Here is a 23,077-nt window from a genome sequence, read left to right on the forward strand (position 1 = left end):
TATAACAAGAAGCCGCTTAAACACCTACTAAATCGCTAATGATTAGGAAGTATTTTCCTGTGATTGGTTGAACGATCCGATAAAAAGCAAAAAACATGATTTCCTCTTCTTCCAAAGGAAAATCATGTTTTTTCTTAAACCAAAAGTGAGTAGAGTGATTGATTTTGCTGAAGGTTGATATAGTTTTGGTCAAACTGTTCAATTCGTGACAGTAATGCGGGGAGATCTTTTTTGTGTCTCAACAAGATTCCCAGCATTACTGGTCCTGTTCCACGATTGATTTTTTTTGTATATTCAAACCTAGTGATATCATCATCGGGACCTAATACATGGCTAACAAATTCCTTCAACGCACCGGGACGTTGTGGGAAATTGACGATAAAATAATGTTTCAATCCTTGATAGATCAGTGATTTCTCTTCGATCTCTGCCATACGGGAACTATCATTGTTACCACCACTCACAATACAGACGACTGTTTTGCCTTTGATTTGCTCTTTGATCAGATCCAAAGCTGCCACACTCAAGGCACCAGCTGGTTCAGCGACGATCGCTTGCTTGCTGTACAATTCCAGAATCGTTTGACAGATTGCGCCTTCTTCCACAGCTACCAATTGATCCACGTAGCGTTTGGCATGGGCATAGGTTTGAGCTCCGACTTGTTTGACCGCTGCACCATCCACAAAGGTTTCAATATGCTCCAGCGCCACTGGTCCTTGATGATCAAAGGCGGCTTGCATCGAGGCGGCCCCTACAGGTTCTGCTCCAACAACTTTTATCTTCGGTTGCTTTTCTTTCAAATAGGCTGCGGTTCCGCTGATCAAGCCGCCCCCGCCAATCGCTGCCACGACCAGATCGATCGTTACTTGTTTTTTTTCAGCATCCGCCAGCATCTCCACAGCAACGGTTCCTTGTCCTGCGATAATATTAGGATCGTCAAAGGGAGCAATGAAGGCCATTTGCTGTTCTTTTGCAAAGTGTTTAGCCGCTTGGGCTGCCGCATCAAACGTATCTCCCACCAATTCGATTTTGACATAATCTCCACCGAAAAAGAGGACTTGCGCGATTTTTTGCTGTGGCGTCGTTGTCGGCATGAAAATAACCGCTCGGATCTGCTGTTCTTGACAGGTATAAGCAACACCTTGCGCATGGTTTCCGGCACTGGCACAGACGACGCCACGACGAGTCAGTTCAGGATCTGCCTGGGTGATCGCATAGTAGGCACCGCGTAATTTGAAGGAGCGGACTTTTTGCAAGTCCTCTCGCTTCAACAAGACCGTCGCTTGATACTTCTCAGATAAAAAGCGATCATACTGCAGCGGCGTATGACTAACTGCTCCCCGCAGTCGCTCGTAGGCTTGTTCGATTGCAGAAACTGTCACCAACAAACGCGTCCCTCCTAATCTTTCGCAACAAACGGCATCATTTTCCGTAACTCGCTGCCGACTTTTTCAATTTGATGATTGCCGTTTTCCTCACGCATTTTATGGAATTCAGGGAAGCCGTTTTGATTGTCTTCAATGAATCCTTTCGCAAATTGGCCGTTTTGGATGTCTGTCAATACGGCTTTCATGTTTTCTTTGGCTTGTGCAGTGATCACCCGAGCACCAGAAACGTAGTCACCATACTCAGCCGTATTCGAGATCGAATGGCGCATTTTTTTGAAGCCTCCTTCATAAATCAAGTCAACGATCAGTTTCAATTCATGACAAACTTCAAAATAAGCCAATTCCGGTTGGTACCCCGCTTCTACCAATGTTTCAAAGCCCGCTTCGATCATACTGGTCAAACCGCCACAAAGTACGGCTTGCTCACCGAAAAGATCGGTTTCGGTCTCTTCTTTAAAGGTCGTTTCCAAAACGCCGACCCTTGTGGCACCAATGCCTTTTGCATAGGATAAAGCCGTTGCTTGTGCGTTACCAGTCGCATCTTGATAAACTGCAAACAAGGCTGGTACCGCAAACCCTTCGGTAAAGGTTCGACGCACCAAATGACCTGGTCCTTTTGGCGCAACTAGAAAAACATCCACCTCTTTTGGTGGCGCGATCACATCAAAATGAATATTGAAACCATGAGCAAATGCTAATGCATTGCCCGCAGAAAGATTCGGTTCGATCTCATTTTTATACAACGATCCTTGGATCTCATCGGGTGCCAAGATCATGACTACATCCGCTTTTTGAACGGCTTCGGCTACTGGGAAAACCTCAAATCCATCGTTTCTTGCGGCTTCCGCTGATTTTCCTTCACGAATGCCGATAAAGACTTCATGACCTGTGTCCCGTAAATTTTGCGCATGAGCGTGCCCTTGAGAGCCGTAGCCGACGATCGCAATCTTCTTGTCTCCTAGATTATCTGTAACTTCCTCGTTGTAATATACTTTTACCATACTTGTTTCCTCCGAATTCTTTCTTTATTTTAAGCAATTCAAAATTGCACTTACCCTCTTGTAAAGCCAGTGACACCCGTCCGTGCCAATTGTTTGATGCCGTATGGACGTAAAACTTCGATGCATGCTTCTACCTTTTTCGTATCGCCGGCAACTTGCACAACGATCGTTTTCAGTGCCACATCGACAATGTGTGCTCGAAATGGATCGATCACTGCTTGGATCTCCGAACGGCTTGTGGTTGGCGCATTGACTTTGATCAGCACCAGCTCCCGTTCGATATGAGGAACTTCTGTAATATCAGAAACCTTCAAGACATCGATCTGCTTGTTCAAATGCTTAGTCACTTGTTCTGTTTCTGCCAAATCGTTCACGTTGACAATGATCGTCATTCGTGAAAATTCTGGCCGTTCCGTTGTGCCGACAGAGATACTCTCGATATTGACCTGCCGGCGGTTTAAGACACTCGTGATACGGCTCAAAACACCTGCTTCATTATGGACGATTGCTGCTAATACCCGTTTCATCCCCTTAGACCCCCATCATTTCATGATTGGCTTTCCCCGGTGGGATCATCGGTAGCACATGCTCAGATGGCGAGACCATTACTTCGATCAGCTGCGGCCCTGCTTGAGAAAAAGCTGCTGCCAATTGATCAGCCAGTTGCTCTGGGGCATCGATCCGACAGCCTTCAATGCCATAAGCCTGTGCCAGTTTGACAAAATCAGGCTGCTGCGCAAAAACGGAGGCAGAGCGCCGCTTGCCATGGAATGTTTCTTGCCATTGGCGAACCATTCCTAAAGAGCAGTTGTTCAATAACACAAATTTGACATTCAAGCCATACTCATTCAAAATCGCAAATTCTTGGTTCGTCATTTGAAATCCACCATCGCCAACGAACACCACGACCATTTTTTCTGGATGAGCAAATTGAACGCCGATTCCTGCAGGGATGCCATAGCCCATCGTCCCTAGTCCGCCACTGGTGATCAATTGTTTGGGAAAGCGAAAAGGATAATACTGCGCGACCCACATTTGATGCTGACCAACATCGGTGATGACGTAAGCCTCTCCTTTGGTCAAACGCCCTACTTCTTCGATGACTTTTTGTGGTTTGATTTCTTGTGTCTGAGTGCGATCATAGCGATAAGGTTTTTCCTTTTTCCGTTTTTGGCATAGATCCAACCAAGTCGTCCAGGTTCCTCTTGTTGGTGGGTACCGCAGCATTTGCTGCAAAGCAGCCTTGGCATCGCCGACGATTGGGATCTTTGTTTCTACGATCTTGCCGATCTCCACTGGGTCAATATCGATATGAGCAACGATGGCCTGCTTGCCGAACTGACTGCCGGCCGTTGCTAAGCGATCATCGAAGCGAGAGCCGATATTGATAATCAAATCGGCTTCTGATAAAGCCATGTTCGCCGCATAGGTGCCATGCATACCGCCCATGCCTAAGAAAAATTGATGATCACTTGGCAGTAAGCCTAAGCCAAGCAACGTTGTCACTGTCGGCAACTTGTACTTGGCAATAAATGCATTTAGTTCAGCCGCAGCTTCGGCAGCGATCACGCCTGCACCCGCCAATACCACTGGTCGCTGAGCTTTTTCCAAGACTTGCATCAGTTTTTCGATTTGCAGACGGGAAGGCTCTGCCGTTGGTTGATAGCTTTTCCTTGTGATTGGCAACGAGCAGGTTTCAGCGGTTTCTTGTAAGGTAATATCTTTCGGAAGGTCGATGACAACCGGTCCTTTTCGCCCTGTGGAAGCGATATGAAAGGCTTCAGCGATCACTTTTGGCAGCTCATCGACACAGCGGACTTGGTAGTTGTGCTTCGTGATCGGCAACGTGATACCCAGAATATCCGCCTCTTGGAAGGCATCTTTGCCAATTCCTGGTACCGCCACTTGTCCCGTGATAACTACCAATGGTACGGAATCACTCATAGCATCGGCAATGCCCGTGACGACATTTGTAGCACCTGGTCCGCTCGTCACTAAAACGACCCCAACATTGCCAGTAGCTTTGGCATAGCCTTCAGCGGCGTGGATCGCGCCTTGCTCGTGACGCGTCAAAATATTCGGAATCGCTGCATCATATAATTGATCATATAACGGCAGGACGGCGCCGCCCGGATAGCCAAAGATCATTTCGACGCCTTGCTCTTGTAAGCTGTCCACTAATACTTGTGCGCCAGTCCTTAGATGCGATGCTTGATACTCGATATTTTCCATTGCTACTCCTCCTCATCAGGTACTCGCATAATCCCGCCCGTATTGGCAGAAGTCACTAAAGCGGTATAACGTGCAAGCCATCCTTTTTTCACTTTTGAACGAAACTTCGGTCGTTCTTGCGCGCGCTCGGCAAGCTCTTCATCGGATACTTGCAGATTCAGCGTTCGATTTGGTAAATCTATAATGATTTCATCGCCATCGTTGACAAGGCCTAATGGACCCCCTGCAGCGGCTTCTGGCGAAATATGGCCCACGGCGATTCCTCGGGTCGCTCCTGAAAAGCGGCCATCGGTGATCAAGGCGACATCTTTGCCTAACCCACGTCCAACGATACTTGAGGTAGGCGCCAACATTTCTGGCATACCTGGTCCTCCTTTTGGTCCCTCATAGCGGATCACTACAACATGTCCTTTTTGTACGGTATGATTGTCGATGGCAGCAACTGCTTCATCATGTGAATCAAAACAGATCGCTTTGCCTTTGAACACTTGGACACTTGGATCGACCCCACCGACCTTGATGACACTGCCTTCTGGGGCGATATTACCGTACAAGATCGATAGACCACCCACAGGACTATACGGGTTTTCTTTGGGATGAATAACTTCTTCGTTGTGGATCTTCGCTTCAGCGACATTTTCTCGTAACGTCTTGCCTGTGACAGTCGGTCGATCAGGATGAATCGCTCCCTCGATATCACAAAGCTCCCTTATGATTGCCGAAACGCCGCCAGCTTCATGAACATCGTGCATCGAATAGGCTGATGATGGCGCGATTTTTGAGAGATAAGGCACTCTTTTAGCGATTTCATTGACCCGTCTTAAGTCATAATCGATCTCAGCTTCATTGGCGATCGCTAAGGTATGCAGCACTGTGTTGGTGGAACCCCCCATCGCCATGTCTAAAGCGAAGGCATCATCAATAGCTTCTTTGGTCACGATGTCTCGAGGTTTCACTTGTTTTTCAACAAGATCCATCAACTTAAAGGCGGCTTGTCTAACTAGTTCTCGTCGTTCTTCAGACACGGCAAGAATCGTACCATTGCCTGGCATTGCCAATCCTAAGATCTCTAAGAGACAGTTCATTGAATTGGCAGTAAACATCCCTGCACAGGAACCGCAAGTCGGACAGGCATTTTGCTCCATAAATTCAAAGTCTTCTTTCGTCATGTTGCCAGTCTTGTAAGTCCCCACGGCTTCAAACATGGAAGACAAGGTTATCTGGTGGCCCCGTGGATCAATACCGGCTTTCATCGGACCGCCAGAACAAAAGATCCCCGGTACGTTCGTCCGCATCGCTGCTAAAATCATGCCAGGAGTGATCTTGTCGCAATTCGGGATATAAAATACGCCGTCAAACCAGTGAGCATTGATCACGGTTTCTGCGGAATCAGCGATCAATTCTCGGCTGGGTAGCGAATAACGCATGCCAATATGGCCCATCGCAATGCCATCATCCACACCGATCGTATTGAACTCAAAAGGGATGCCGCCAGCTTCACGAATCGCTTCCTTAGCGATATCTGCTAACTCCCGTAAATGCACATGTCCAGGCACAATATCGATATAGGAATTACATATCGCAATAAATGGCTTGTTCATGTCATGGATATTTTTTACTTGTCCTGTGGCATAGAGCAGACTCCTAGCTGGCGCTGCATCGATCCCTTTTTTAATCTGATCACTTCTCACACTCATCATCTCCTGCATTTTGGAATAAAAAAAAGCATCCCGGTTATAAAAAACTGGGATGCTTTGCCAGAATCCCATTTTACTTACGCAAATAGGACTCAAACAAACGGATAATTTTTGCTTCCGTGTTCTAAGTCCTGGTATCAATAATAATGACTAATAAATATTGATTAAAATTGCGCATAGAAAATGGCTCCTTCATTAGAAATAGTAACGTTCTTGTAATTGTTTACCAATATACCCTTTGCAAAAACACTTGTCAACGAATTTTCTGAATTTTTTTTCAATAATGACAATTTCAAGGAACCCTTCCTCACATTAGATGTCATTTAATCGCTTGCTTCTTTTGATAAAAATGACTTTTAAATCACCTTTATTCTTGCTTGAGAATTTAGGGTGTGCCCGCAACCCTTGTTTTTTTTAGATCAAAAGAAAAACAAAAAATATTTTTGAATTTTCTGACAATAATAACCGTTTCTTTTCCCATTCGATCCGCCTGCATGGTGGCAGTTCCTAGTTAGACAAAAGAAAAAACCCTTGATTACTCAAGGGTTTCTACAAGACTCAATTATTTCACTGCGTCTTTAAGAGCTTTACCTGGTTTGAATGCAGGTACTTTGCTAGCAGGGATCTTGATTTCTTCACCAGTTTGTGGGTTGCGTCCTTTGCGTTCTGCACGAGAACGAACTTCAAAGTTACCAAAGCCGATCAATTGAACTTTTTCACCGTTAGCTAAAGCGTCTTGAATTGTTGAGAATACAGCGTCTACTGCTGCAGTTGCGTCTTTCTTAGTTAAGTCAGTAGCTGCTGCAACTTTTTCGATTAATTCTGCTTTATTTGCCATGGATGGTTTCACCTCCTGATATTTTTTTTGATGTCATGCATCAACAAAAATCTTGAGTGGTCCAAGGTTTTTGTCAAATATTGATTACCATCAATATTCTGATATAACGTTATCATAAGAACCTTGTAATATCAAGGATTTTAACGTTTTTAGGGGGTTTTTTTTTGGTTTTTTCCCATTTTTCTAGAAAAGGACAGATTTCTTTGTAAAAAGAAACAAAGTATGATAAAATCTCTATTTTCTTCTGCGAGGAATGATCCGAATCGGCGTTCCTTCAAAAGTGAATGCCTTGCGGATTTGATTTTCTAAGAAACGTGCATAAGAGAAATGCATCAGTTCTTCTTCGTTGACAAAAATAACAAAAGTTGGCGGTTTGACAGCTACTTGCGTCGCATAAAAAATCTTCAAACGTTTGCCTTTGTCTGTTGGGGTTGGGTTGATCGCCACAGCGTCCATAATGACGTCATTCAACAACGCAGATGGAATACGCATGTTTTGATTCATGCTGACTTCTTCAATCAATTGCGGCAGCTTATTCAAGCGCTGTTTCGTCACTGCGGAAACAAAAATGATTGGCGCGTAATCCAAATATTGGAATTCATCTCTGATTTCTTCTTCAAAATCACGCATCGTATTCGTTTCTTTTTTCAATGTATCCCATTTATTGACAACAATAATGATTCCACGGCCTGCTTCATGGGCATAGCCAGCGATCCGTTTGTCTTGCTCGCGAATCCCTTCTTCGGCGTTCAAGACCATCAAGACGACGTCTGAGCGTTCAATGGCCCGCATCGCCCGCATCACACTGTATTTTTCAGTAGACTCGTAGACCTTCCCTTTTTTACGCATCCCTGCCGTATCAATCATGGTAAATTCTTGACCGCTTTCGCTGGTAAAATGGGTATCGATCGCATCACGAGTCGTTCCTTCGATATCAGAAACGATCACTCGCTCTTCCCCAAGAATTGCATTGATCAAAGAGGATTTACCGACATTTGGTCGACCAATCAAACTAAACTTGATGATGGAATCATCTTCTTCTTCTGCTTCATTGGTGAAGTGTTTGACAGCTTCATCAAGGACATCCCCGATCCCTAATCCATGACTTCCTGAGATTGGGTATGGATCGCCTAGACCCAAACCATAAAATTCATAGATGTCGGTACGCATCTCGGGATTATCAACTTTGTTGACGGCTAAAATCACGGGTTTATTGCTTTTGTACAGCAAACGAGCCACAAGCTCATCAGCATCGGTTACTCCTTCACGAGCACTCGTAATAAAAACAATGACATCTGCTTCATCGATGGCGATTTCTGCTTGATGCTTGATTTGATCCATAAACGGCTCATCACTTAAATCGATCCCACCTGTATCGATCACGCTAAACTCACGGCCTAGCCATTCACCAGTGGCATAAATACGATCTCTGGTCACTCCTGGAGTATCCTCAACGATCGAAATTCGTTCTCCAGCTATCCGGTTGAAAATGGTCGATTTCCCCACATTCGGACGTCCAACGATCGCTATTGTTGGATTTGACATTTTTTACCCTCCATTTAAAAAAGCAGTCCTTGTACGCTGCTTCTTGTATTCAATCTTACTTAGTTTACCTAAAGCCATGGAAAGTTGCAAGCTTTCCTGACAAACAAAAAACCAGCTTATAACAAATTCAAACATCGAATCGTTATAAGCTGATGGCATACAATTACTCTTCGTCGCTGTCTTTTAAGGCATCGCCTAAGATATCACCCATAGTAAAACCAGTTGATTCTTCTGGCAATTGATAATCATCCTCTGAAACCTCTTGTGTTTCATTGGTGTTTTCGGCTTTTTCTAATGCTTTGATACTTAATGCGATTCGGTGTTCTGAAGGGTTCACTTCAAGCACTTTCACTTGCACTTCATCACCTTCTTGTAAGACTTCATGTGGTGTCGCAATGTGTTTATGGGAGATTTGTGAAATATGGATCAGCCCTTCAACACCTGGGAAGACTTCCACAAACGCACCGAAGCTTGTCAAGCGTTTAACAGTCCCCGTCAAGACACTGCCAACAGCCGCTTGCTCTTCAATATTGGTCCAAGGTCCAGGCAATGTGTCTTTGATCGAAAGTGACACACGTTCTTTGTCTGCATCAACAGATAAGATACGCACATTGACGGTATCGCCAACAGATAAAACATCACTCGGTTTGCCAACATGTCCATGAGAAATTTCAGAGACATGGACAAGTCCATCGATGCCGCCAAGGTCTACGAAGGCACCAAAGTCGGTCAAACGCGCTACTTTTCCTTCTACTTCTTGTCCTTCATATAAATCAGCTAATAAAGCTTCTTTTTGTTTTGCTTTTTCTGCTTCGACAACTGCTTTATGAGAAAGGATCAAACGGTTTTCTGAAGGCTCGATCTCAACGATTTTGAAGGTCAATGTTTTCCCTTTGTAATCTTCGAAATCCGCAACAAAATGGTCTTCGACCATTGATGCTGGGACAAACCCACGAACACCTACATCAACCACTAACCCGCCCTTAACGACGTTGGTGACTGGTGCTTCAATGATTTTTCCTTCTTGGAAATCTTTTTCGATATCTTCCCAAACTTTTTTCGCGTCTAAGCGACGTTTAGAAAGGAGATAGCTGCCGTTTTCTTTGTCTTTACCAATTGCTGAAATCACAACCAATTCTAAGACATCCCCAACTTTGACTGCTTCGTTGATGTCTTCAACAGGTAAAGTTGATAATTCTTTTGCAGGAACAACGCCTTCAACGCCGGCGCCTTCGATCCCTACGATCGCTTGTTTATCCTCAATGGCCAATACCTCACCTTTAACGATATCTCCAACTTTTACTTCTTGGAAATTGTCTAAAGCGGCTTCCATTGATTCATTTCCACTCTCAACCTGATTATTTTCAAATTCTGTCATCTCTCATGTCCTCCTAACCAACAATTCTGCAATAATTGCACTACATCTTTTAGTTTAAAATAGAATGAAAAAAAAATAAAGCGATTTCTCTTATTTTCCTAAAAAACTACGGTTTTTTCGTTAAAAAAGTCTTTTCACCTCTGTTTTCTTACTCACTTTCATCTTTTGGTTTCGAAAAATAAAAAAACAATGGGGAACACCCATTGTTTTTGTTAATCAATTTTTTCTTTGATGGTTTTTTTGATTGCTTCGACGACTTGCTCGATCGTTAAACCAGACGTATCGATTCGAACCGCATCCTCCGCTTGTTTCAAAGGGGAGACTTCTCTGTGAGAATCCAGATAATCTCTTTGCTGGATCTCTTCTTTCAACGTCTCATAATCGGTTTTGATCCCTTTTTGCTGATTTTCTTTAAAACGGCGCTGTGCGCGTTCTTCCACACTTGCTACCAGAAAAATTTTGACTTCTGCTTGTGGTAAAACCGCCGTACCAATATCGCGGCCATCCATCACGACACCGCCATCTTTAGCGATCATCTGCTGTTGTTGGACGAGTTTTTCGCGGATCGCAGGGTATGCCGACACCTTCGAAACTGCGTTGGTTACTTCTGGCTGACGGATCGCTTCTGTGACTTGCTCTCCTCCCGCAAAGACCTCTTGACCGTGTTCAGTCGGTTCAAAAGTGATGGGGTATTGATCGATCAAAGCAGCGATCGCCGCTTCATCTTCAAGTGAACAGCCCGTTTTTAAAGCTAAATACGTGATGCTTCGATACATGGCACCGGTATCCGTATAAATAAATCCCAGGTCATTCGCGATGATTTTTGCCACTGTGCTTTTCCCAGATGACGCAGGACCATCAATAGCGATGTTGATTTTTTTCATTTTTCTTACTCCTCGTTTCCCAACGATGTGTATTCCTTCATCGTTTCTGCTTATCGTCCACCTTGGCTTCTCTCTTTCAAGAAAAAAAACCGCCAAAGCGGTTTTTTATTTAACTCTTAACGTGTCGCCAGGGTAAAGCATGTAGTTGTTCGGATCAATCCCATTTAATTGATATAGGGTTTCAACTGAGATACCTGTACGAGCTGCCACTTGTTCAGGACCTTCACCTGCTTGCACAGTGGTATACTGTTCATTACCAGCAGCGCCTTGCCCTTGGTTATTTTGGGTAGTATCTTGTCCAGCATTGTTTTGTTCTTGTGCCGGCTCACTGCTTGAAGGTGTTGATGAAGCTGGCGCAGAAAAACTGCTAGAAGAACTTGATTCACTTGTTGACGAACTCGTTTCACTTGTCGATTCCGTAGTGGATGATTCCGTCGTTGATGATTCGGTTGTTGAAGACTCTGTCGTACTTTCTACAGTACTGCTCGAACTTGCTGTGGTTGGGGCATCATTGTTATGGTTCAATACCCAAATACCGGCACCAACCGGAATTGCCACGATCAAGAAAAGCAAAACTAAAACGATCGTCAAAAAGAGTGAATTCCCACGCTTTTGTTTTCTTTGTTGGGATCTTGATGCAGAATCATCGTATTCTGTATCATAGATTGGTTGTTCCCACGGTTCTTGATTTTCTGAATTGTAGTCATTGTCTTTCTTGCTCACTCGTATTCCCTCCTAGTTTCCTTCCGATGTATTATACCATAGGTAAATAAAAACTGTCCTACAAAATACGATTCAATTTATATCTTTAAAAATTTTTATTAAACGTTCCTGCCAATGATGGGCTTCCTTTTTCTCGGGCAGCTGTTCTTCACCCGCTATTTCGATCCCGTCATTGTCGCAACAATAAGGATTCTCCTGGGCTTCCTCTCCGAAATGCGCCAGTAAAAATTGTCGGCGACAACCTGTAAAATGAATATAAGCCAACATTTTCTGTAATTGTTCTTGTTTTTGCTGTTCATTGCGTTTTAATGTTTCCAGCCAAAAGGAAGTTCCCAACTCTTTCATTTTTTGCTGCCACTTTTCTTGCAACGGTGTCAAGGGTTCTTTCCTCTTCTCCTGAACCATTCGTTCTAAAGCAAGGCGTTCTTCTTTGTTTTCTCGCTGAAAGAAGTAATGGATCTGCTCATCATGTTCCTGATAAAGCAAAATCGCATTGCTTTGTTTGCCGTCACGACCAGCTCGCCCGATTTCTTGACTGTAATTCTCTAATGAATCAGGTAGATCATAATGGATCACAAAGCGAATATCTTCCTTATTGATCCCCATCCCAAACGCATTGGTAGCAACGAGTAATTTTAATTTATTCTGAGAAAACTGCTGCTGCAACGTTTTTCTTTGATCACTCGCGAGACCACCATGATAATAGCCTACCAAATAGCGCTGACGCAGTTTGTTATAGACTTCTTCGACTTTGCTTCTTGTGGAACAGTAGATGATCCCAGCCCCGCCTAAGCGGCTGAGATAGTCTGCTAATGCCGCATCTTTGTCTGTCGTTTGCTCTACGAACAAGCCGATATTGCTGCGGTTCATCGAATAACGGTAGACATTGGCGTTCTTTGCTAATAATACTTGCCGTATGTCTGCTTCCACTTGTGCTGTTGCTGTAGCCGTCAATGCTAACGTAACGGGTGCCTTCAAGCGTTTCTTTACTTCACCAAGCTGCAAGTACTCTGGTCGAAAATCAATGCCCCATTGCGAAACACAATGGGCTTCATCCACCACGAGCATGGCGATCTTAACCTGTTCCAATTGATGCAAAACAGCTTCTTGTACGATCATTTCTGGACTTAAAAACAAAAACTTGTACTTCTGCAAATGCTGCATCACATACTGGCGATCAGCAAGGTCCAATTGACTATTAAACGCAATCGCGCGTTTTTCCCCTTGCTTTTGTAAGCCGTAGACTTGATCTTCCATCAAAGAGACTAACGGCGAGATAATGATCACGATCCCGTCTACTAGGTACCCTGGCAGCTGATAGCACAGACTTTTGCCATTCCCAGTAGGCAGAATCGCTAACGTATCTTGCTGTGCTAAAACACTTTCGATGACTTCTTTTTGTCCTTGGCGGAATGTTTTGAAACCAAAATACTGATTCAGTGCATCTTCTAACATCGAATCCCCCGCTTCTGAGCAATCTGTAACAAACGAATCGTCAAAAAATCAGTCGTAAGAAGCGCCTGTAATTCTTGATAGCTATTTTTCCAAGAAGCTTCTGGCAGCTTTTTCAACAACGCTGTATCAAAGCGCTGAAAAGGAAACGTTGGATCAAGCAATGCCCACTCAATCAAATGATCATTAACAGTTCCTCGTTTGATCCTTCTTTTTTCCATAATCTGCTCGACAGAATCGCCTCGCAAAAACAATGATCGGCTTTCCACCATGCTTTGGTTTAAATTTCTCTTTAGAAAAGGCGACAATCCTCGAAACAGGATCGTCAGGGGCGTTTTTTCGATCAAGGTTAAAAATTGATGGATCGAAGCTCCTACATAAAGAGTGTCCCAAGGCTTACTTTGAACATTTTCTGGTAAAAGCTGAAAAAACGCCTGCCCTAGAATATCTGGACCCGATAAGGTGCCCGCTAAAAAATCTGCCACTTCTGCGGGAAGCTGGTCAAAAATTGCTGATAGCTCTTGATACAGGCACTTTTTGATGTCAGGATCGTGACGGATCAGCTGACGGACAGGTTCTGTATAGAGTGGCGTGTTTTCAACGGGAATATACTGATTGGTCACGCCTTGATACGCAGCTGCTTGAACCAGCAGCCGAACAAAACGCCAAGCCTCCTCCGTCGTTCGTCCATAACGAAAGTAATTCGCATACCGCAACAATCGTTCACCTGGCTGCTGGCTGTTTATAGCGGTCGTTTTGAGCAGCAGACCATCTGAATCTCGACTTAGAGCCCCTCGTTGGATCAAGTCCGCGAGCGTCTGTTGATACGCTTTCTCATTGAACTGGGGCAACGCTTGAAAGAGACCTAAGCGATCATAAAAAAAGGCATAACTCAAGACAGAGCTAGTACGCTTACCAATGAGAATTTGATAAAGTGTCGATGGGCGCAGCTTGTCAGTATCAGAAAACAGCGCTAAAATAAAAGAATCCATATTTCCCCTCCAGAAAGGACTAAAAAATGTCACAACGCTGTAAAATTATTCCTGAGCGCTGCATTGCTTGTGGCCTATGTGCGATCTATGCCCCCGAGATCTTCGATTATGATGAAGACGGGATCGTTTTATTTGCCCAAGAACCGAATGCTCGGCAACAGTTTATCATAGAAGACCAACAAGAAAAAGTCAAAACTGCTTATCGCAAATGCCCTACCCGTGCGATTATCATGGAAAAATAAAAAAAGCCGACTTGCCATTGACAGACCTTTCGTCTGCAACAGCAAGTCGGCTCATTTTTTTATTTTCCTATAGCAGAATGATGGGGCTGCTTACGAGCCAACCATGGCAGCAGTTTGGCGTGAAGTGCTAAAAAGACGGCACTGACGATTGCGCCTTTGACCAAATTGAAAGGTAAGATCCCGATCGCCACATATTGCGGCAAAGACATTCCTAAAAATTGATCGGCTGTGACCCCGAAAAAGCGCAGGTAAAGCGGTGTGATCACAAATAGGTTCGCCACACTCATAAAAATCGTTACCGACAAGATACCGCTGATGACACCAACCATTTTGTTTTTGGTGTGAATACCTTTGCGGAAAAAGTAGTACATTGGCAAAGTAAAGGCACATGATGCTAAAAAGCTTGCCGTATCCCCCACCATATCAGCAGGTGAAAAACCAGATAAGAACAAATGCAGCACCGAACGAATGAAAGCAGTCAATACCCCGCTCCAAGGACCAAATAAAAACATCATGATCATCACGGGAATATCACTAAAATCGATCTTTAAAAAGCTGAATGCTGGGAAAATCGGAAAAGCGATAAATTGCAAAATTGTTCCCATAGCAGCACACATGGCGATCGTCACCATTTTTCTTGTTTTGTTGTTCATCAGTATAAATCCTCCTAAGTTCAGGATTCCTCTTCAAACGAACCTATTAAATTTCCTCGGCTTTCTTGTCGGCGCCAGACAAAAAATGCCCTCTTTTTTCCACAGGGAAAAAAGAGGGCATTCGAAATAGCCATAAGCAAATCAAATACGCTCTATCTTCTTTATCCAGACTGTACTGTCGGTATCGGAATTTCACCGATTCAGCTATTTCCGAAGAAATAGGTCGTGGACTATAACCACCGGTCGGGAATTGCACCCTGCCCCTGAAGACGAACCTTTATTCTATTTATTACATGTTCTATTATACACAAAATCTAAAAATTAACAATAGTTACGTTTTCAGATACTTTTCAATTATTTTGCACTGTTTTTCAGCTGGCTGACTTCCTTCTTCGTCAGCTCTCGGTATTCCCCTGGACGAAGACCTTTCAAATCTAACGGACCATAATTTTCCCGTTTTAATTTTTGCACAGGCAAACCAACTGCTTTTAACATATTTTTGACTTGATGGTTGCGTCCTTCGTGGATCGTCAATTGCACAATACTAGATTGCGTCGTTTGGTCTGTCGACAAGATCTCAAAGCGAGCAGGTGCCGTCTTACGGCCTTCGATCCGAATCCCTTTTGTCAATGGGAGCAGCTGCTTTTTATCCGCAATCCCTTTGACTTTGGCAACGTACACTTTGTCGACTTCGTGTTTCGGATGCATCAGTGTCTGTGACAATTCCCCATCATTTGTCAGCAATAACAAACCAGAGGTATCATAGTCCAAGCGCCCGACGGGATACACCCGTTCAGGGACTTCAGCAAAATAATCCAAAACGACTTTGCGTTTTTTATCATCCGTTACAGCTGAGATCACGCCACGAGGTTTGTAGAATAGATAATAGACGTGTTGTTCTTGTTCGATCGGTACACCATCGACTTCAACGACATCTTTTGAGCTAACTTGGACCCCTAATTCTTTGATCACTTGCCCGTTGACGCGCACTCGGCCTTCGGTTATCAATCCTTCAGCTTTTCTTCTTGAGGTGATGCCAGCATGGGCAATCACTTTTTGCAAACGTTCCATCTTCATTCTCCTTCTGTTTCTGCTTGTTTGTAGCGGTCGTAAAAAAGATCAAACGGTGCATCTTCTTCAAGTTCATCTTCCATGGATTGGATATCGGGTAATTCAGCCAAACTTTTTAAGCCAAAATAATCCATAAAGTATTCCGTCGTACCATATAGGATCGCTCGTCCTGGTCCGTCAACGCGGCCTTTTTCTTCAATCAGTCGTTTTGCCACCAATTTTTGAACCGAACCGCTGGATTGGACGCCGCGGATCTCTTCTACTTCCATCCGAGTGATCGGTTGCTTGTAAGCAATGATCGACAACGTTTCTAAAGCGGCCTGAGACAACGAGCTGCCCATCGGTGATTCAGCATATTTCTTCAATAAAGGGGCAAATTGTTTCTTGGTGGTCAAAATGAAATGATTGCCCACTTCAAGAATATGCAACGCAGTATGTTCATTTTCTTCATATTGCTGATTTAGTTCCTGCAAATGCTGATAGACACTGGCAGTATTGCTTTTGACTAAGTAACTCAATTCTTCAAGTCCGATCCCCTCATCACCGACGACGAATAAGATCGCTTCTAATTCACTATATTTACTCATCTTCTTTACCTGTTGGATAGAGCAGAATCGACGCATAATTGTCTGTTTGCTCTACTCGAATCGTTCCTTTTTTCATTAATTCTAATAGTGCCATAAAAGTTACCACAACTTCTGTTTTATTGTAGGTCGTAAAAAACGAATCAAAGCTGCGGCCTTTTTTGGCACTGACATGCTGCATCTCCAGCTGAATCGCCGCCATCTTTTCATCGATGGTGCTTTCATCAGGAGAAATTTTGGTTTCTAGCACTTGGCGATTTTTCTTTTTCTCGATCATTTTTTGAAAAGCCAAAAAGAGATCGATCGTATTGAATTGATTGGCTCTTAACTGATCTTCTTCCTCTTTGTATTCATCGACATCCATCGGATCTTTCGTATAATACAAACTGCGCTCTTCCGCTTTTTCGGAAAGCTGTTCGGCTGCATACTTAAATTTGCGGTATTCTAGCAGCTGTGCCACCAGCATATCCCGTGGATCTTCTTCGTACTCTTCCACTTCAGCAATCAGCTCTTGTTTCGGTAACAGCATCTGGCTTTTGATCGCCATCAGAGTTGCCGCCATGACTAAATATTCACCAGCGACTTCTAATTCTAAAATTTTCATGGCATGGATATACTGCATGTATTGTTCGGTGATGGTTGCAACTGGAATGTCATAAACATCGATTTCCAGTTTTTTGATCAAATGAAGCAGCAAATCCAACGGTCCTTCAAAGACAGCTAATTTTATTTTGATTTCTTCCATTCCATCCTCGATTTCTAGGCGCGCGGAAAGTGCTGCTTGTACACTTCCGTCATCCGTTTCTTCGTTATATGCGTGTAAATCTGAGTGGTCGAGATATCTGCGTGTCCTAACAGCTCTTGAACCGTTCGCAGATCTGCGCCGTTTTCTAATAGATGAGTCGCAAAACTATGGCGCAGCGTATGGGGAGTCACATTTTTGGTGATCCCAGCTTGTCGAACCAAGGCTTTTAAATTTTTCCAGATTCCTTGACGAGACAGCTGCCTGCCATGGTTGTTTACAAACAGGTGGCTTTCATCCGGTGTTTTTCTCGTCAAATACGGACGTGCATCGCTGAGATATGTTTCGATCCATTGAATCGCTAAATCCCCTAGTGGGACGATCCGTTCTTTGTCGCCTTTCCCGGTTGTTTGCAACAAGCCCATACTTAAATGCAAATCATTCAATTTCAAACCGATCAACTCGCTGACGCGCAAGCCTGTCGCATACATCACTTCCAAAATCGCTCGATCACGAATACCCAACACCGCTCGAGTATCTGGTGTTTCGATCAAGCGCTCCACTTCCTGCAAACTCAAAGTATCAGGTAGCTTCTGCTGTTTTTTCGGCGAATCAATATGCTGCATCGGATCATGATCTGTCAACCGTTCTTGACGCAAATATTGATGGAATCTTCGCAAACTGGAAACCATCCGAATCACGGTTGCCGAGGATTTTCCCGCCTCTTGCAGACTTTGCAAAAAAGACAAAACGATCACTCGGTCGATCTGTTGCCACTGCGTCACTTGTTTTTTTTGTAAAAATGCAAGATACTGTTGCAGATCCCGCTGGTAGCTGGCACGGGTATTTTGGGATAGCCCGCGCTCAATGGTCAAATAATGAAGATAATCAATAATTTGTTCGTTCATGGGGCTTCCTCTACTTTCAGCTTTTTTATCATATCAAATTCTGGCTCGTTTAGATAGTAGCTTGCCAACAAAAAAGAGGCATCTACCCGTATCTTTTGCCAAAGGAAACACCCGAATCATAGCAGATTTTTTGGTTTCTTTCAAATCGGAAAAAATAGCTCTCTTCCTATTGAAACCATCTGACTATCATTCGGGTGATAAAAAAATCTTTTCAAATTGCCCAGCTACAGACACTAGGCTTTGTTTTGGCATTTTTGGCAGACACCATGAAATGTCAACCGATGATCCTTCACTAAAAAATGGTACTTTTGTTCGACGATCTCTTCGACACTGCCCAACAGATCCTCTTCAACCTCTTCGATATTGCCGCATTCCAAACACAACAAATGATGATGGAAATGTTTGGCGCCTTCTTTACGTAGGTCATAACGAGCGACACCGTCATTAAAGCTGACTTTATCGACGATTTTCAAATCCGTCAAAATCTCCAATGTTCGATAGACGGTTGCTAAGCCAATCTCAGAATTTTTTTTGCGCACAAAGAAGAAAATCTCTTCGGCGGATAAATGATCTTTCTCATTTTCTAATAAGACCAACAACGTCGCTTCTCGCTGAGGAGTTAATTTGAACCCCGACTCGTGCAATTGTTTCTTGGTCTTTTTTAACGCTGCTGTTGTGTTCATAGTTGCCTCCGTATGCCGCTAATTTATAACGATTCTAATTTGAGTGAGAATCACCCAAGACAAACATTGTAATCATTATAAATTAGAACAGCAAAAGAAACAAGTATTCTCAATTAGGTTTTTTAACAAGAATCGTAAAGCCGTCTTTTTGCTCAACCAAACGCTGTTTCATCAAGGTTCCTAACGCCCGTTTAAATTGGCCTTTACTAATACCAAATGTTTGTAAAATCTCTTCTGGTGCTGATTTATCGGTGAAAGGAATTTTATTTTCTGGTGCTCGTTCTAAAAAGGTTAGGACCATGGCGGCATCATTTGAAATCGCCTCGTGGGCTCTTGGTTTCAACGAAAGGTTCAAGACGCCATCTGGACGAACCCCAATCACTCGTCCTTTGACAACTTCCCCAAGACGCGGCTCTTGATAGCGCTCTGATGGGTGGACAAAGCCAATATAAAAATCATCCGTCAACAAGTAGGTTCCCGCTAGTTTTAAGCGATACACGGTACCTGTAACATCTTGATTCTTCATCTGTTCCGTACCATTCTTACTCAGTGCCTTGAAGATTTTCTCATCTGCTAACGAAGCCCATATACGCTCTTTGTCGTCGACGCGCAAGCTGACCATCAAACGATCGCCTTTTTTGGGCCAAAGTTCCCGCATTGTTGGCAATTCATCTAATGAAACCACCATGTCCTTGTCTTTTAAACCGATATCGACGAAAACGCCTAAGTCGCGACGGCTTCCTGTGACTGTACCAAAGGCATAATGCCCTTTGCGGCTTTTCGGAATATTCGTAGTGAGTACATTTTCTTGCTTTTGGTTTTGATAGCCAAACCCTTCGACGGCTTCACCTAAATGATGTTCGCCTTCTTCCTTGGCTAGTCGGAAGGTAACCCCGCCTTTTTGAACAAAATAATTCTGTTCATTTTCATCAATGATCAATCCGCTAAATACGGATGCTAATAAGTCTTTCATCTATTCTCTCCTTCTTCATAAAAACTGCCCGTTGCTAGAAAAAGAAACGCAGCAGTGCCATAGCAATAACGCCTGTGATAACGATCTTCATCAAATCTTTTGTATAATACCCCACCAACAATGCTGGGATACAGGCAACAGTTTCTTTGACTTTCAAGATGGGAAATTGCCCTTCTCGAAAGATCAGCAAATTTTGAACCAACAATGCCGCCAAAATACACAACGGCAAGTAACTCAAAAAGATGGTGAAAGGTTTCGGAAATACGAGCTTTTTAGAAAATAAAAAAGGAACGATCCGCGGAATCCAAGTAACCAACCCACATGCTAGCATTAGTATAACAAAATTAGTCATGATGTGTCACCGTCCCAACCAAACATCCTGCCAAGGTCGCAGCAATTACCGCGATCTCAGCAGTAGAAAAACGCATAAATAAAATCAATGTCCCCACAACTGCCCCGAGTACGAAGAGCGTTTGCTGGGTTTTCTTCTTGAGGGGTCGCTCTACTTGAAATAAAAAAAGACCAACAAACATGGCTACCAAGGCAAAATCTAAGCCTAACGCTTCTGGATCTGGAATAAACGAGCCTAATAGTCCGCCCAAAAAGGTTGCGAAGATCCAACTCAAATACGCCATCACGTTCAACCCATGGGTCCATTTCGCTGTGACTGGTTTGTCTTGTTGCAGTGCCGTCGTCAAAACGCCATAGGACTCATCAGTCAAAAGCGTCCCAATCCCAATAGCAGAAAGCAAAGGAGTCTTTTTAAAATAGGAAGCCACTGATAAGCTCATTAAGAAATGTCGTAAATTCACTAAAAAGACGGTTGCGACGATCGTCATGAAAGGTGCTTGAATCGCGAGTAATGCACAAATAATAAATTGAGCACTGCCTGCATAGACAATAATAGACATTAAAATAATTTCAAGAATCGACAACCCAACACCTTTTCCTACGACCCCCATCGCAAAACCAATCCCTAAGTACCCAAGAATCGTTGGTACACAAGCAATGACCCCATCTTCAAAGCGATCATATCTTTCTATTTTCTGCACAAAAAAACCTCCCTGTTTGAACGATTATCTTTCATCATATCGAAAACAGGGAGGGGAAACAAGTATTTTTCACATGTGCATGTAATAACTCTGAAAGTTTTCTAGTGACTCAGGAGACTTAGCGAACGGTGTGATCGTTCCCATTGCCTCTGAAATAGCCAGTTTTGGCGTTTACCGTAAATAAGTATAGCGGGAACGCTGAATCATCCGTTCCTTTAAGCAAGCTGCCTTGGGCATTTGTCGCATAAAAATTGTAATAGCCTTCGCCGTTGACGATCCGCACGCGTTCAAAAGTATAACCACCATCAACCACGTAACCACGGGCAATCGCTGTGGCAATGATTTTTTCTTGGACACCATCTGCCCACACCCAAGCGCTATTGTTTACATCATTCAAATCACTTTGACGGGCTGGAATAATTGGCTGATTATTGGTATTTGTTGGCGTATTTGGCGAAAGCACATACTCTTCTTCAGACGTGCTTTGTGCAGGCGTCGCAGCGCTTGTAGAACCGCCGCTTGAAGCGGAAGCGGTGTTCTCAGAAGCCGCCGCTTGTGCTGCTTCTTGGGCCGCTTGTTGTTGTGCCGCTGCTTCTTGCGTAGCGGTTTCACGCTTCGTCAACGCAGTATCGACTTTGCGCAGATCAGCAGTGAGACTTTCCACCAATGAATCGATCGGTAAAGCTTGGACTTTTTTCATCAAGGCATTGTAGTTCTCACGGGTGACACTTGCAGGTGCTTCACCATCACCACTTAAAGCCACCATGCTCTTCACCGCATTTTGAACTTCCTCGATCGCACTGAACTCTTTTTGTCCCATGTCGATGGCTTGATTGATCAACTCATCAAAGGCATCCCCGTTCTCACGCTTCGCCATTGTGACGGCAGCCGCTTCTTTCAATGAGACTTCTTCCAATTGATCTTCCACAACGGCAGGACTGCTAAAATAGCTGTTGATCTCGGTCAAAGTTGCTAGTTTGTCAGCGATCGTCGCAGCTTCTTGTGACAAGGCATCGTACCGTTCATGGTCTTGAAACTCTGCCAACTGATTCGTCACAGCCGTCAGCTGTTCTGATGTTTTGTCGTTTTTAATGAACACTCGTTCATCATTTGTATAAAAATCATTCAGCTCATTTTCAATTTGATCGAGTGTACGGTTTTCCTGCGCCAGTTGCGTTTCTCGGGCTGTTTCTTGTTGCTGCTGTTGATAGTAATACGCCCAACCGCCACCAGCTGCCACTAATAAACAAGCCGCTGTAATATAGAGTGCTTTGCGAGGACTCTTCTTTTTTTCGCTAGGCGTCGACGTTTTTTCTTCAGTAGTCGCCTTTTTCGGTGCTTCATCCGCTGCGGTGATCGGCTCAGGAATTGGATCGATCACTGGTTCTGGCTGCTTCTTCGCTTCTTCAATGACTGGATCCGTCACTGGTTCATCTTCGCTTATCAGTAGAGGTTCCTCACTGGCTTGTTCCTGACTTTCTTCTTCAGTAGCAGACAAATCATCAGTGGCGGCTTCTGCTTCTAGAGCAGCGGCTTTTTCTTCTTCATCAAGTTTGTGTTGGCGGATATAAGCAGCCAAAATATCAGCGTCATGCTGTTCCTCCGTACTTAATGCATCGGTTTCACTTGCTTCCTCACTGGCTGATGTCGCATGCTCTTGCGTTGCGCTAGAACTTTCTACTTCCGTTTTTTCCTCAGCTTCTTTCTTAGAGGCTGATGTGGGGGTTACATGTTGCTCATCGGAAAAAGTCCCTTGCTGCGCGAGGTCGATCGTTTCTTCATTTGAGGATGGCCGATCACCTAAGTGCTCCTCCATTTTTCCGATCGGGACGTTTTTAAAGTCTGACCAGCGAATATCATCATTTTTATTCTGTGGCTCTTCTGGCGTAACGGAAGAGTCAGATGTTGGTTCCAGTTCATTCTCCTTTGCCTGGTTCCATTGGAACCCGCAATTGGGACAAACGGGTGTTTCTTCTATTGCTTGAAATCCACATTCAGGACATGTCTTCTTCATTGATTCAAACTGACTCCTTTTGTTT

Annotated in this window: 23 protein-coding genes and 1 riboswitch; of the genes, 1 reads left to right on the forward strand and 22 read right to left on the reverse strand. The window is 43.9% G+C overall.

What is annotated here, in order from left to right:
* Positions 1-134 precede the first annotated feature (134 nt).
* From ilvA to IGI71_RS11555, 12 genes are all read right to left on the reverse strand, one after another.
* Positions 135-1,388: a threonine ammonia-lyase IlvA gene (ilvA, locus tag IGI71_RS11500; RefSeq protein WP_430615740.1), complete on the reverse strand. Its 1,254-nt coding sequence runs from the start codon at positions 1,386-1,388 to the stop codon at positions 135-137.
* A gap of 11 nt (positions 1,389-1,399) precedes the next feature.
* Positions 1,400-2,389: a ketol-acid reductoisomerase gene (gene ilvC / locus IGI71_RS11505; protein WP_005229350.1), complete on the reverse strand. Its 990-nt coding sequence runs from the start codon at positions 2,387-2,389 to the stop codon at positions 1,400-1,402.
* Positions 2,390-2,439: 50 nt separating this feature from the next.
* A complete protein-coding gene (gene ilvN, locus IGI71_RS11510) occupies positions 2,440-2,916 on the reverse strand; it encodes an acetolactate synthase small subunit (RefSeq protein ID WP_005229349.1) in 477 nt (158 codons plus the stop codon).
* Between the two features lie 4 nt (positions 2,917-2,920).
* Positions 2,921-4,621 carry a biosynthetic-type acetolactate synthase large subunit gene (gene ilvB / locus IGI71_RS11515; RefSeq protein ID WP_010749292.1) on the reverse strand — a complete coding sequence of 567 codons (1,701 nt, stop codon included), beginning with the start codon at positions 4,619-4,621 and terminating at the stop codon, positions 2,921-2,923.
* Between the two features lie 2 nt (positions 4,622-4,623).
* A complete protein-coding gene (gene ilvD / locus IGI71_RS11520) occupies positions 4,624-6,312 on the reverse strand; it encodes a dihydroxy-acid dehydratase (protein WP_010749291.1) in 1,689 nt (562 codons plus the stop codon).
* A gap of 568 nt (positions 6,313-6,880) precedes the next feature.
* Positions 6,881-7,156 carry an HU family DNA-binding protein gene (locus tag IGI71_RS11525; protein WP_003126821.1) on the reverse strand — a complete coding sequence of 92 codons (276 nt, stop codon included), beginning with the start codon at positions 7,154-7,156 and terminating at the stop codon, positions 6,881-6,883.
* A 234-nt stretch (positions 7,157-7,390) separates the two neighbouring features.
* Positions 7,391-8,701 carry a ribosome biogenesis GTPase Der gene (der, locus tag IGI71_RS11530; RefSeq protein ID WP_005231911.1) on the reverse strand — a complete coding sequence of 437 codons (1,311 nt, stop codon included), beginning with the start codon at positions 8,699-8,701 and terminating at the stop codon, positions 7,391-7,393.
* 163 nt (positions 8,702-8,864) lie between these two features.
* Positions 8,865-10,079, reverse strand: a complete 1,215-nt coding sequence (gene rpsA / locus IGI71_RS11535; RefSeq protein ID WP_005229333.1) for a 30S ribosomal protein S1 — start codon at positions 10,077-10,079, stop codon at positions 8,865-8,867.
* A gap of 212 nt (positions 10,080-10,291) precedes the next feature.
* Entirely contained in the window at positions 10,292-10,963 is a 672-nt protein-coding gene (gene cmk / locus IGI71_RS11540; protein ID WP_010749236.1) for a (d)CMP kinase, read from the reverse strand.
* A gap of 105 nt (positions 10,964-11,068) precedes the next feature.
* Positions 11,069-11,686, reverse strand: a complete 618-nt coding sequence (locus IGI71_RS11545) for a LysM peptidoglycan-binding domain-containing protein (protein ID WP_010749235.1) — start codon at positions 11,684-11,686, stop codon at positions 11,069-11,071.
* Positions 11,687-11,758: 72 nt separating this feature from the next.
* Positions 11,759-13,141 (reverse strand): RecQ family ATP-dependent DNA helicase, encoded by a 1,383-nt coding sequence (locus IGI71_RS11550; protein WP_010749234.1) that lies wholly within the window; start codon positions 13,139-13,141, stop codon positions 11,759-11,761.
* A complete protein-coding gene (locus IGI71_RS11555) occupies positions 13,135-14,130 on the reverse strand; it encodes a helix-turn-helix domain-containing protein (protein WP_194194029.1) in 996 nt (331 codons plus the stop codon). Before IGI71_RS11555 ends, IGI71_RS11550 begins: the two co-directional genes overlap by 7 nt.
* Before the next feature lie 26 nt (positions 14,131-14,156).
* Here IGI71_RS11555 and IGI71_RS11560 point away from each other — a divergent pair, with 26 nt between their 5' ends.
* Complete coding sequence (locus IGI71_RS11560) at positions 14,157-14,372, forward strand: ferredoxin (RefSeq protein ID WP_005229322.1); 216 nt, start codon at positions 14,157-14,159, stop codon at positions 14,370-14,372.
* A 59-nt stretch (positions 14,373-14,431) separates the two neighbouring features.
* Here the strand turns inward: IGI71_RS11560 and IGI71_RS11565 are convergent, their stop codons facing one another.
* From IGI71_RS11565 to IGI71_RS11610, 10 genes are all read right to left on the reverse strand, one after another.
* Positions 14,432-15,025: an ECF transporter S component gene (locus IGI71_RS11565; protein ID WP_010749232.1), complete on the reverse strand. Its 594-nt coding sequence runs from the start codon at positions 15,023-15,025 to the stop codon at positions 14,432-14,434.
* Between the two features lie 150 nt (positions 15,026-15,175).
* Positions 15,176-15,300, reverse strand: a riboswitch (FMN riboswitch).
* A 79-nt stretch (positions 15,301-15,379) separates the two neighbouring features.
* The gene (locus IGI71_RS11570) at positions 15,380-16,096 is read right to left on the reverse strand and encodes a pseudouridine synthase (protein ID WP_010749231.1); all 717 of its coding nucleotides are present in this window, start codon (positions 16,094-16,096) and stop codon (positions 15,380-15,382) included.
* A gap of 2 nt (positions 16,097-16,098) precedes the next feature.
* Positions 16,099-16,683 (reverse strand): SMC-Scp complex subunit ScpB, encoded by a 585-nt coding sequence (gene scpB, locus IGI71_RS11575; RefSeq protein ID WP_005229316.1) that lies wholly within the window; start codon positions 16,681-16,683, stop codon positions 16,099-16,101.
* Entirely contained in the window at positions 16,676-17,425 is a 750-nt protein-coding gene (locus IGI71_RS11580) for a segregation/condensation protein A (RefSeq protein ID WP_005229314.1), read from the reverse strand. Before IGI71_RS11580 ends, scpB begins: the two co-directional genes overlap by 8 nt.
* A gap of 14 nt (positions 17,426-17,439) precedes the next feature.
* Positions 17,440-18,330 carry a site-specific tyrosine recombinase XerD gene (gene xerD, locus IGI71_RS11585; protein WP_128488653.1) on the reverse strand — a complete coding sequence of 297 codons (891 nt, stop codon included), beginning with the start codon at positions 18,328-18,330 and terminating at the stop codon, positions 17,440-17,442.
* Positions 18,331-18,563: 233 nt separating this feature from the next.
* A complete protein-coding gene (locus IGI71_RS11590) occupies positions 18,564-19,013 on the reverse strand; it encodes a Fur family transcriptional regulator (protein ID WP_010749227.1) in 450 nt (149 codons plus the stop codon).
* Between the two features lie 109 nt (positions 19,014-19,122).
* Positions 19,123-19,986: a CvfB family protein gene (locus IGI71_RS11595; RefSeq protein ID WP_231435154.1), complete on the reverse strand. Its 864-nt coding sequence runs from the start codon at positions 19,984-19,986 to the stop codon at positions 19,123-19,125.
* Between the two features lie 34 nt (positions 19,987-20,020).
* On the reverse strand, positions 20,021-20,338 hold the full coding sequence (locus IGI71_RS11600) for an AzlD domain-containing protein (RefSeq protein WP_010749225.1): 318 nt from the start codon (positions 20,336-20,338) through the stop codon (positions 20,021-20,023).
* On the reverse strand, positions 20,331-21,038 hold the full coding sequence (locus IGI71_RS11605) for an AzlC family ABC transporter permease (RefSeq protein WP_231435155.1): 708 nt from the start codon (positions 21,036-21,038) through the stop codon (positions 20,331-20,333). Before IGI71_RS11605 ends, IGI71_RS11600 begins: the two co-directional genes overlap by 8 nt.
* A 118-nt stretch (positions 21,039-21,156) precedes the next feature.
* Positions 21,157-23,052: a cell division site-positioning protein MapZ family protein gene (locus IGI71_RS11610; RefSeq protein WP_231435156.1), complete on the reverse strand. Its 1,896-nt coding sequence runs from the start codon at positions 23,050-23,052 to the stop codon at positions 21,157-21,159.
* Between the last annotated feature and the right edge of the window lie 25 nt (positions 23,053-23,077).

Source organism: Enterococcus sp. DIV1279b, from assembly GCF_050531515.1.
GTDB lineage: Bacteria > Bacillota > Bacilli > Lactobacillales > Enterococcaceae > Enterococcus_D > Enterococcus_D casseliflavus.

Excerpts from the sequence above, each read along its gene's own strand:
- IGI71_RS11555 (WP_194194029.1), bottom strand. The coding sequence starts at position 14,130 with ATGGATTCTTTTATTTTAGCGCTGTTTTCTGATACTGACAAGCTGCGC.
- IGI71_RS11590 (WP_010749227.1), bottom strand. The coding sequence starts at position 19,013 with ATGAACACAACAGCAGCGTTAAAAAAGACCAAGAAACAATTGCACGAG.
- cmk (WP_010749236.1), bottom strand. The coding sequence starts at position 10,963 with ATGAAAAAAATCAACATCGCTATTGATGGTCCTGCGTCATCTGGGAAA.
- IGI71_RS11595 (WP_231435154.1), bottom strand. The coding sequence starts at position 19,986 with ATGAAAGACTTATTAGCATCCGTATTTAGCGGATTGATCATTGATGAA.
- scpB (WP_005229316.1), bottom strand. The coding sequence starts at position 16,683 with ATGAGTAAATATAGTGAATTAGAAGCGATCTTATTCGTCGTCGGTGAT.
- IGI71_RS11580 (WP_005229314.1), bottom strand. The coding sequence starts at position 17,425 with ATGGAAGAAATCAAAATAAAATTAGCTGTCTTTGAAGGACCGTTGGAT.
- ilvB (WP_010749292.1), bottom strand. The coding sequence starts at position 4,621 with ATGGAAAATATCGAGTATCAAGCATCGCATCTAAGGACTGGCGCACAA.
- IGI71_RS11565 (WP_010749232.1), bottom strand. The coding sequence starts at position 15,025 with ATGAACAACAAAACAAGAAAAATGGTGACGATCGCCATGTGTGCTGCT.
- IGI71_RS11550 (WP_010749234.1), bottom strand. The coding sequence starts at position 13,141 with ATGTTAGAAGATGCACTGAATCAGTATTTTGGTTTCAAAACATTCCGC.
- ilvC (WP_005229350.1), bottom strand. The coding sequence starts at position 2,389 with ATGGTAAAAGTATATTACAACGAGGAAGTTACAGATAATCTAGGAGAC.
- IGI71_RS11610 (WP_231435156.1), bottom strand. The coding sequence starts at position 23,052 with ATGAAGAAGACATGTCCTGAATGTGGATTTCAAGCAATAGAAGAAACA.
- IGI71_RS11570 (WP_010749231.1), bottom strand. The coding sequence starts at position 16,096 with ATGGAACGTTTGCAAAAAGTGATTGCCCATGCTGGCATCACCTCAAGA.
- IGI71_RS11525 (WP_003126821.1), bottom strand. The coding sequence starts at position 7,156 with ATGGCAAATAAAGCAGAATTAATCGAAAAAGTTGCAGCAGCTACTGAC.
- rpsA (WP_005229333.1), bottom strand. The coding sequence starts at position 10,079 with ATGACAGAATTTGAAAATAATCAGGTTGAGAGTGGAAATGAATCAATG.
- xerD (WP_128488653.1), bottom strand. The coding sequence starts at position 18,330 with ATGAACGAACAAATTATTGATTATCTTCATTATTTGACCATTGAGCGC.
- ilvN (WP_005229349.1), bottom strand. The coding sequence starts at position 2,916 with ATGAAACGGGTATTAGCAGCAATCGTCCATAATGAAGCAGGTGTTTTG.
- IGI71_RS11600 (WP_010749225.1), bottom strand. The coding sequence starts at position 20,338 with ATGACTAATTTTGTTATACTAATGCTAGCATGTGGGTTGGTTACTTGG.
- IGI71_RS11560 (WP_005229322.1), top strand. The coding sequence starts at position 14,157 with ATGTCACAACGCTGTAAAATTATTCCTGAGCGCTGCATTGCTTGTGGC.
- der (WP_005231911.1), bottom strand. The coding sequence starts at position 8,701 with ATGTCAAATCCAACAATAGCGATCGTTGGACGTCCGAATGTGGGGAAA.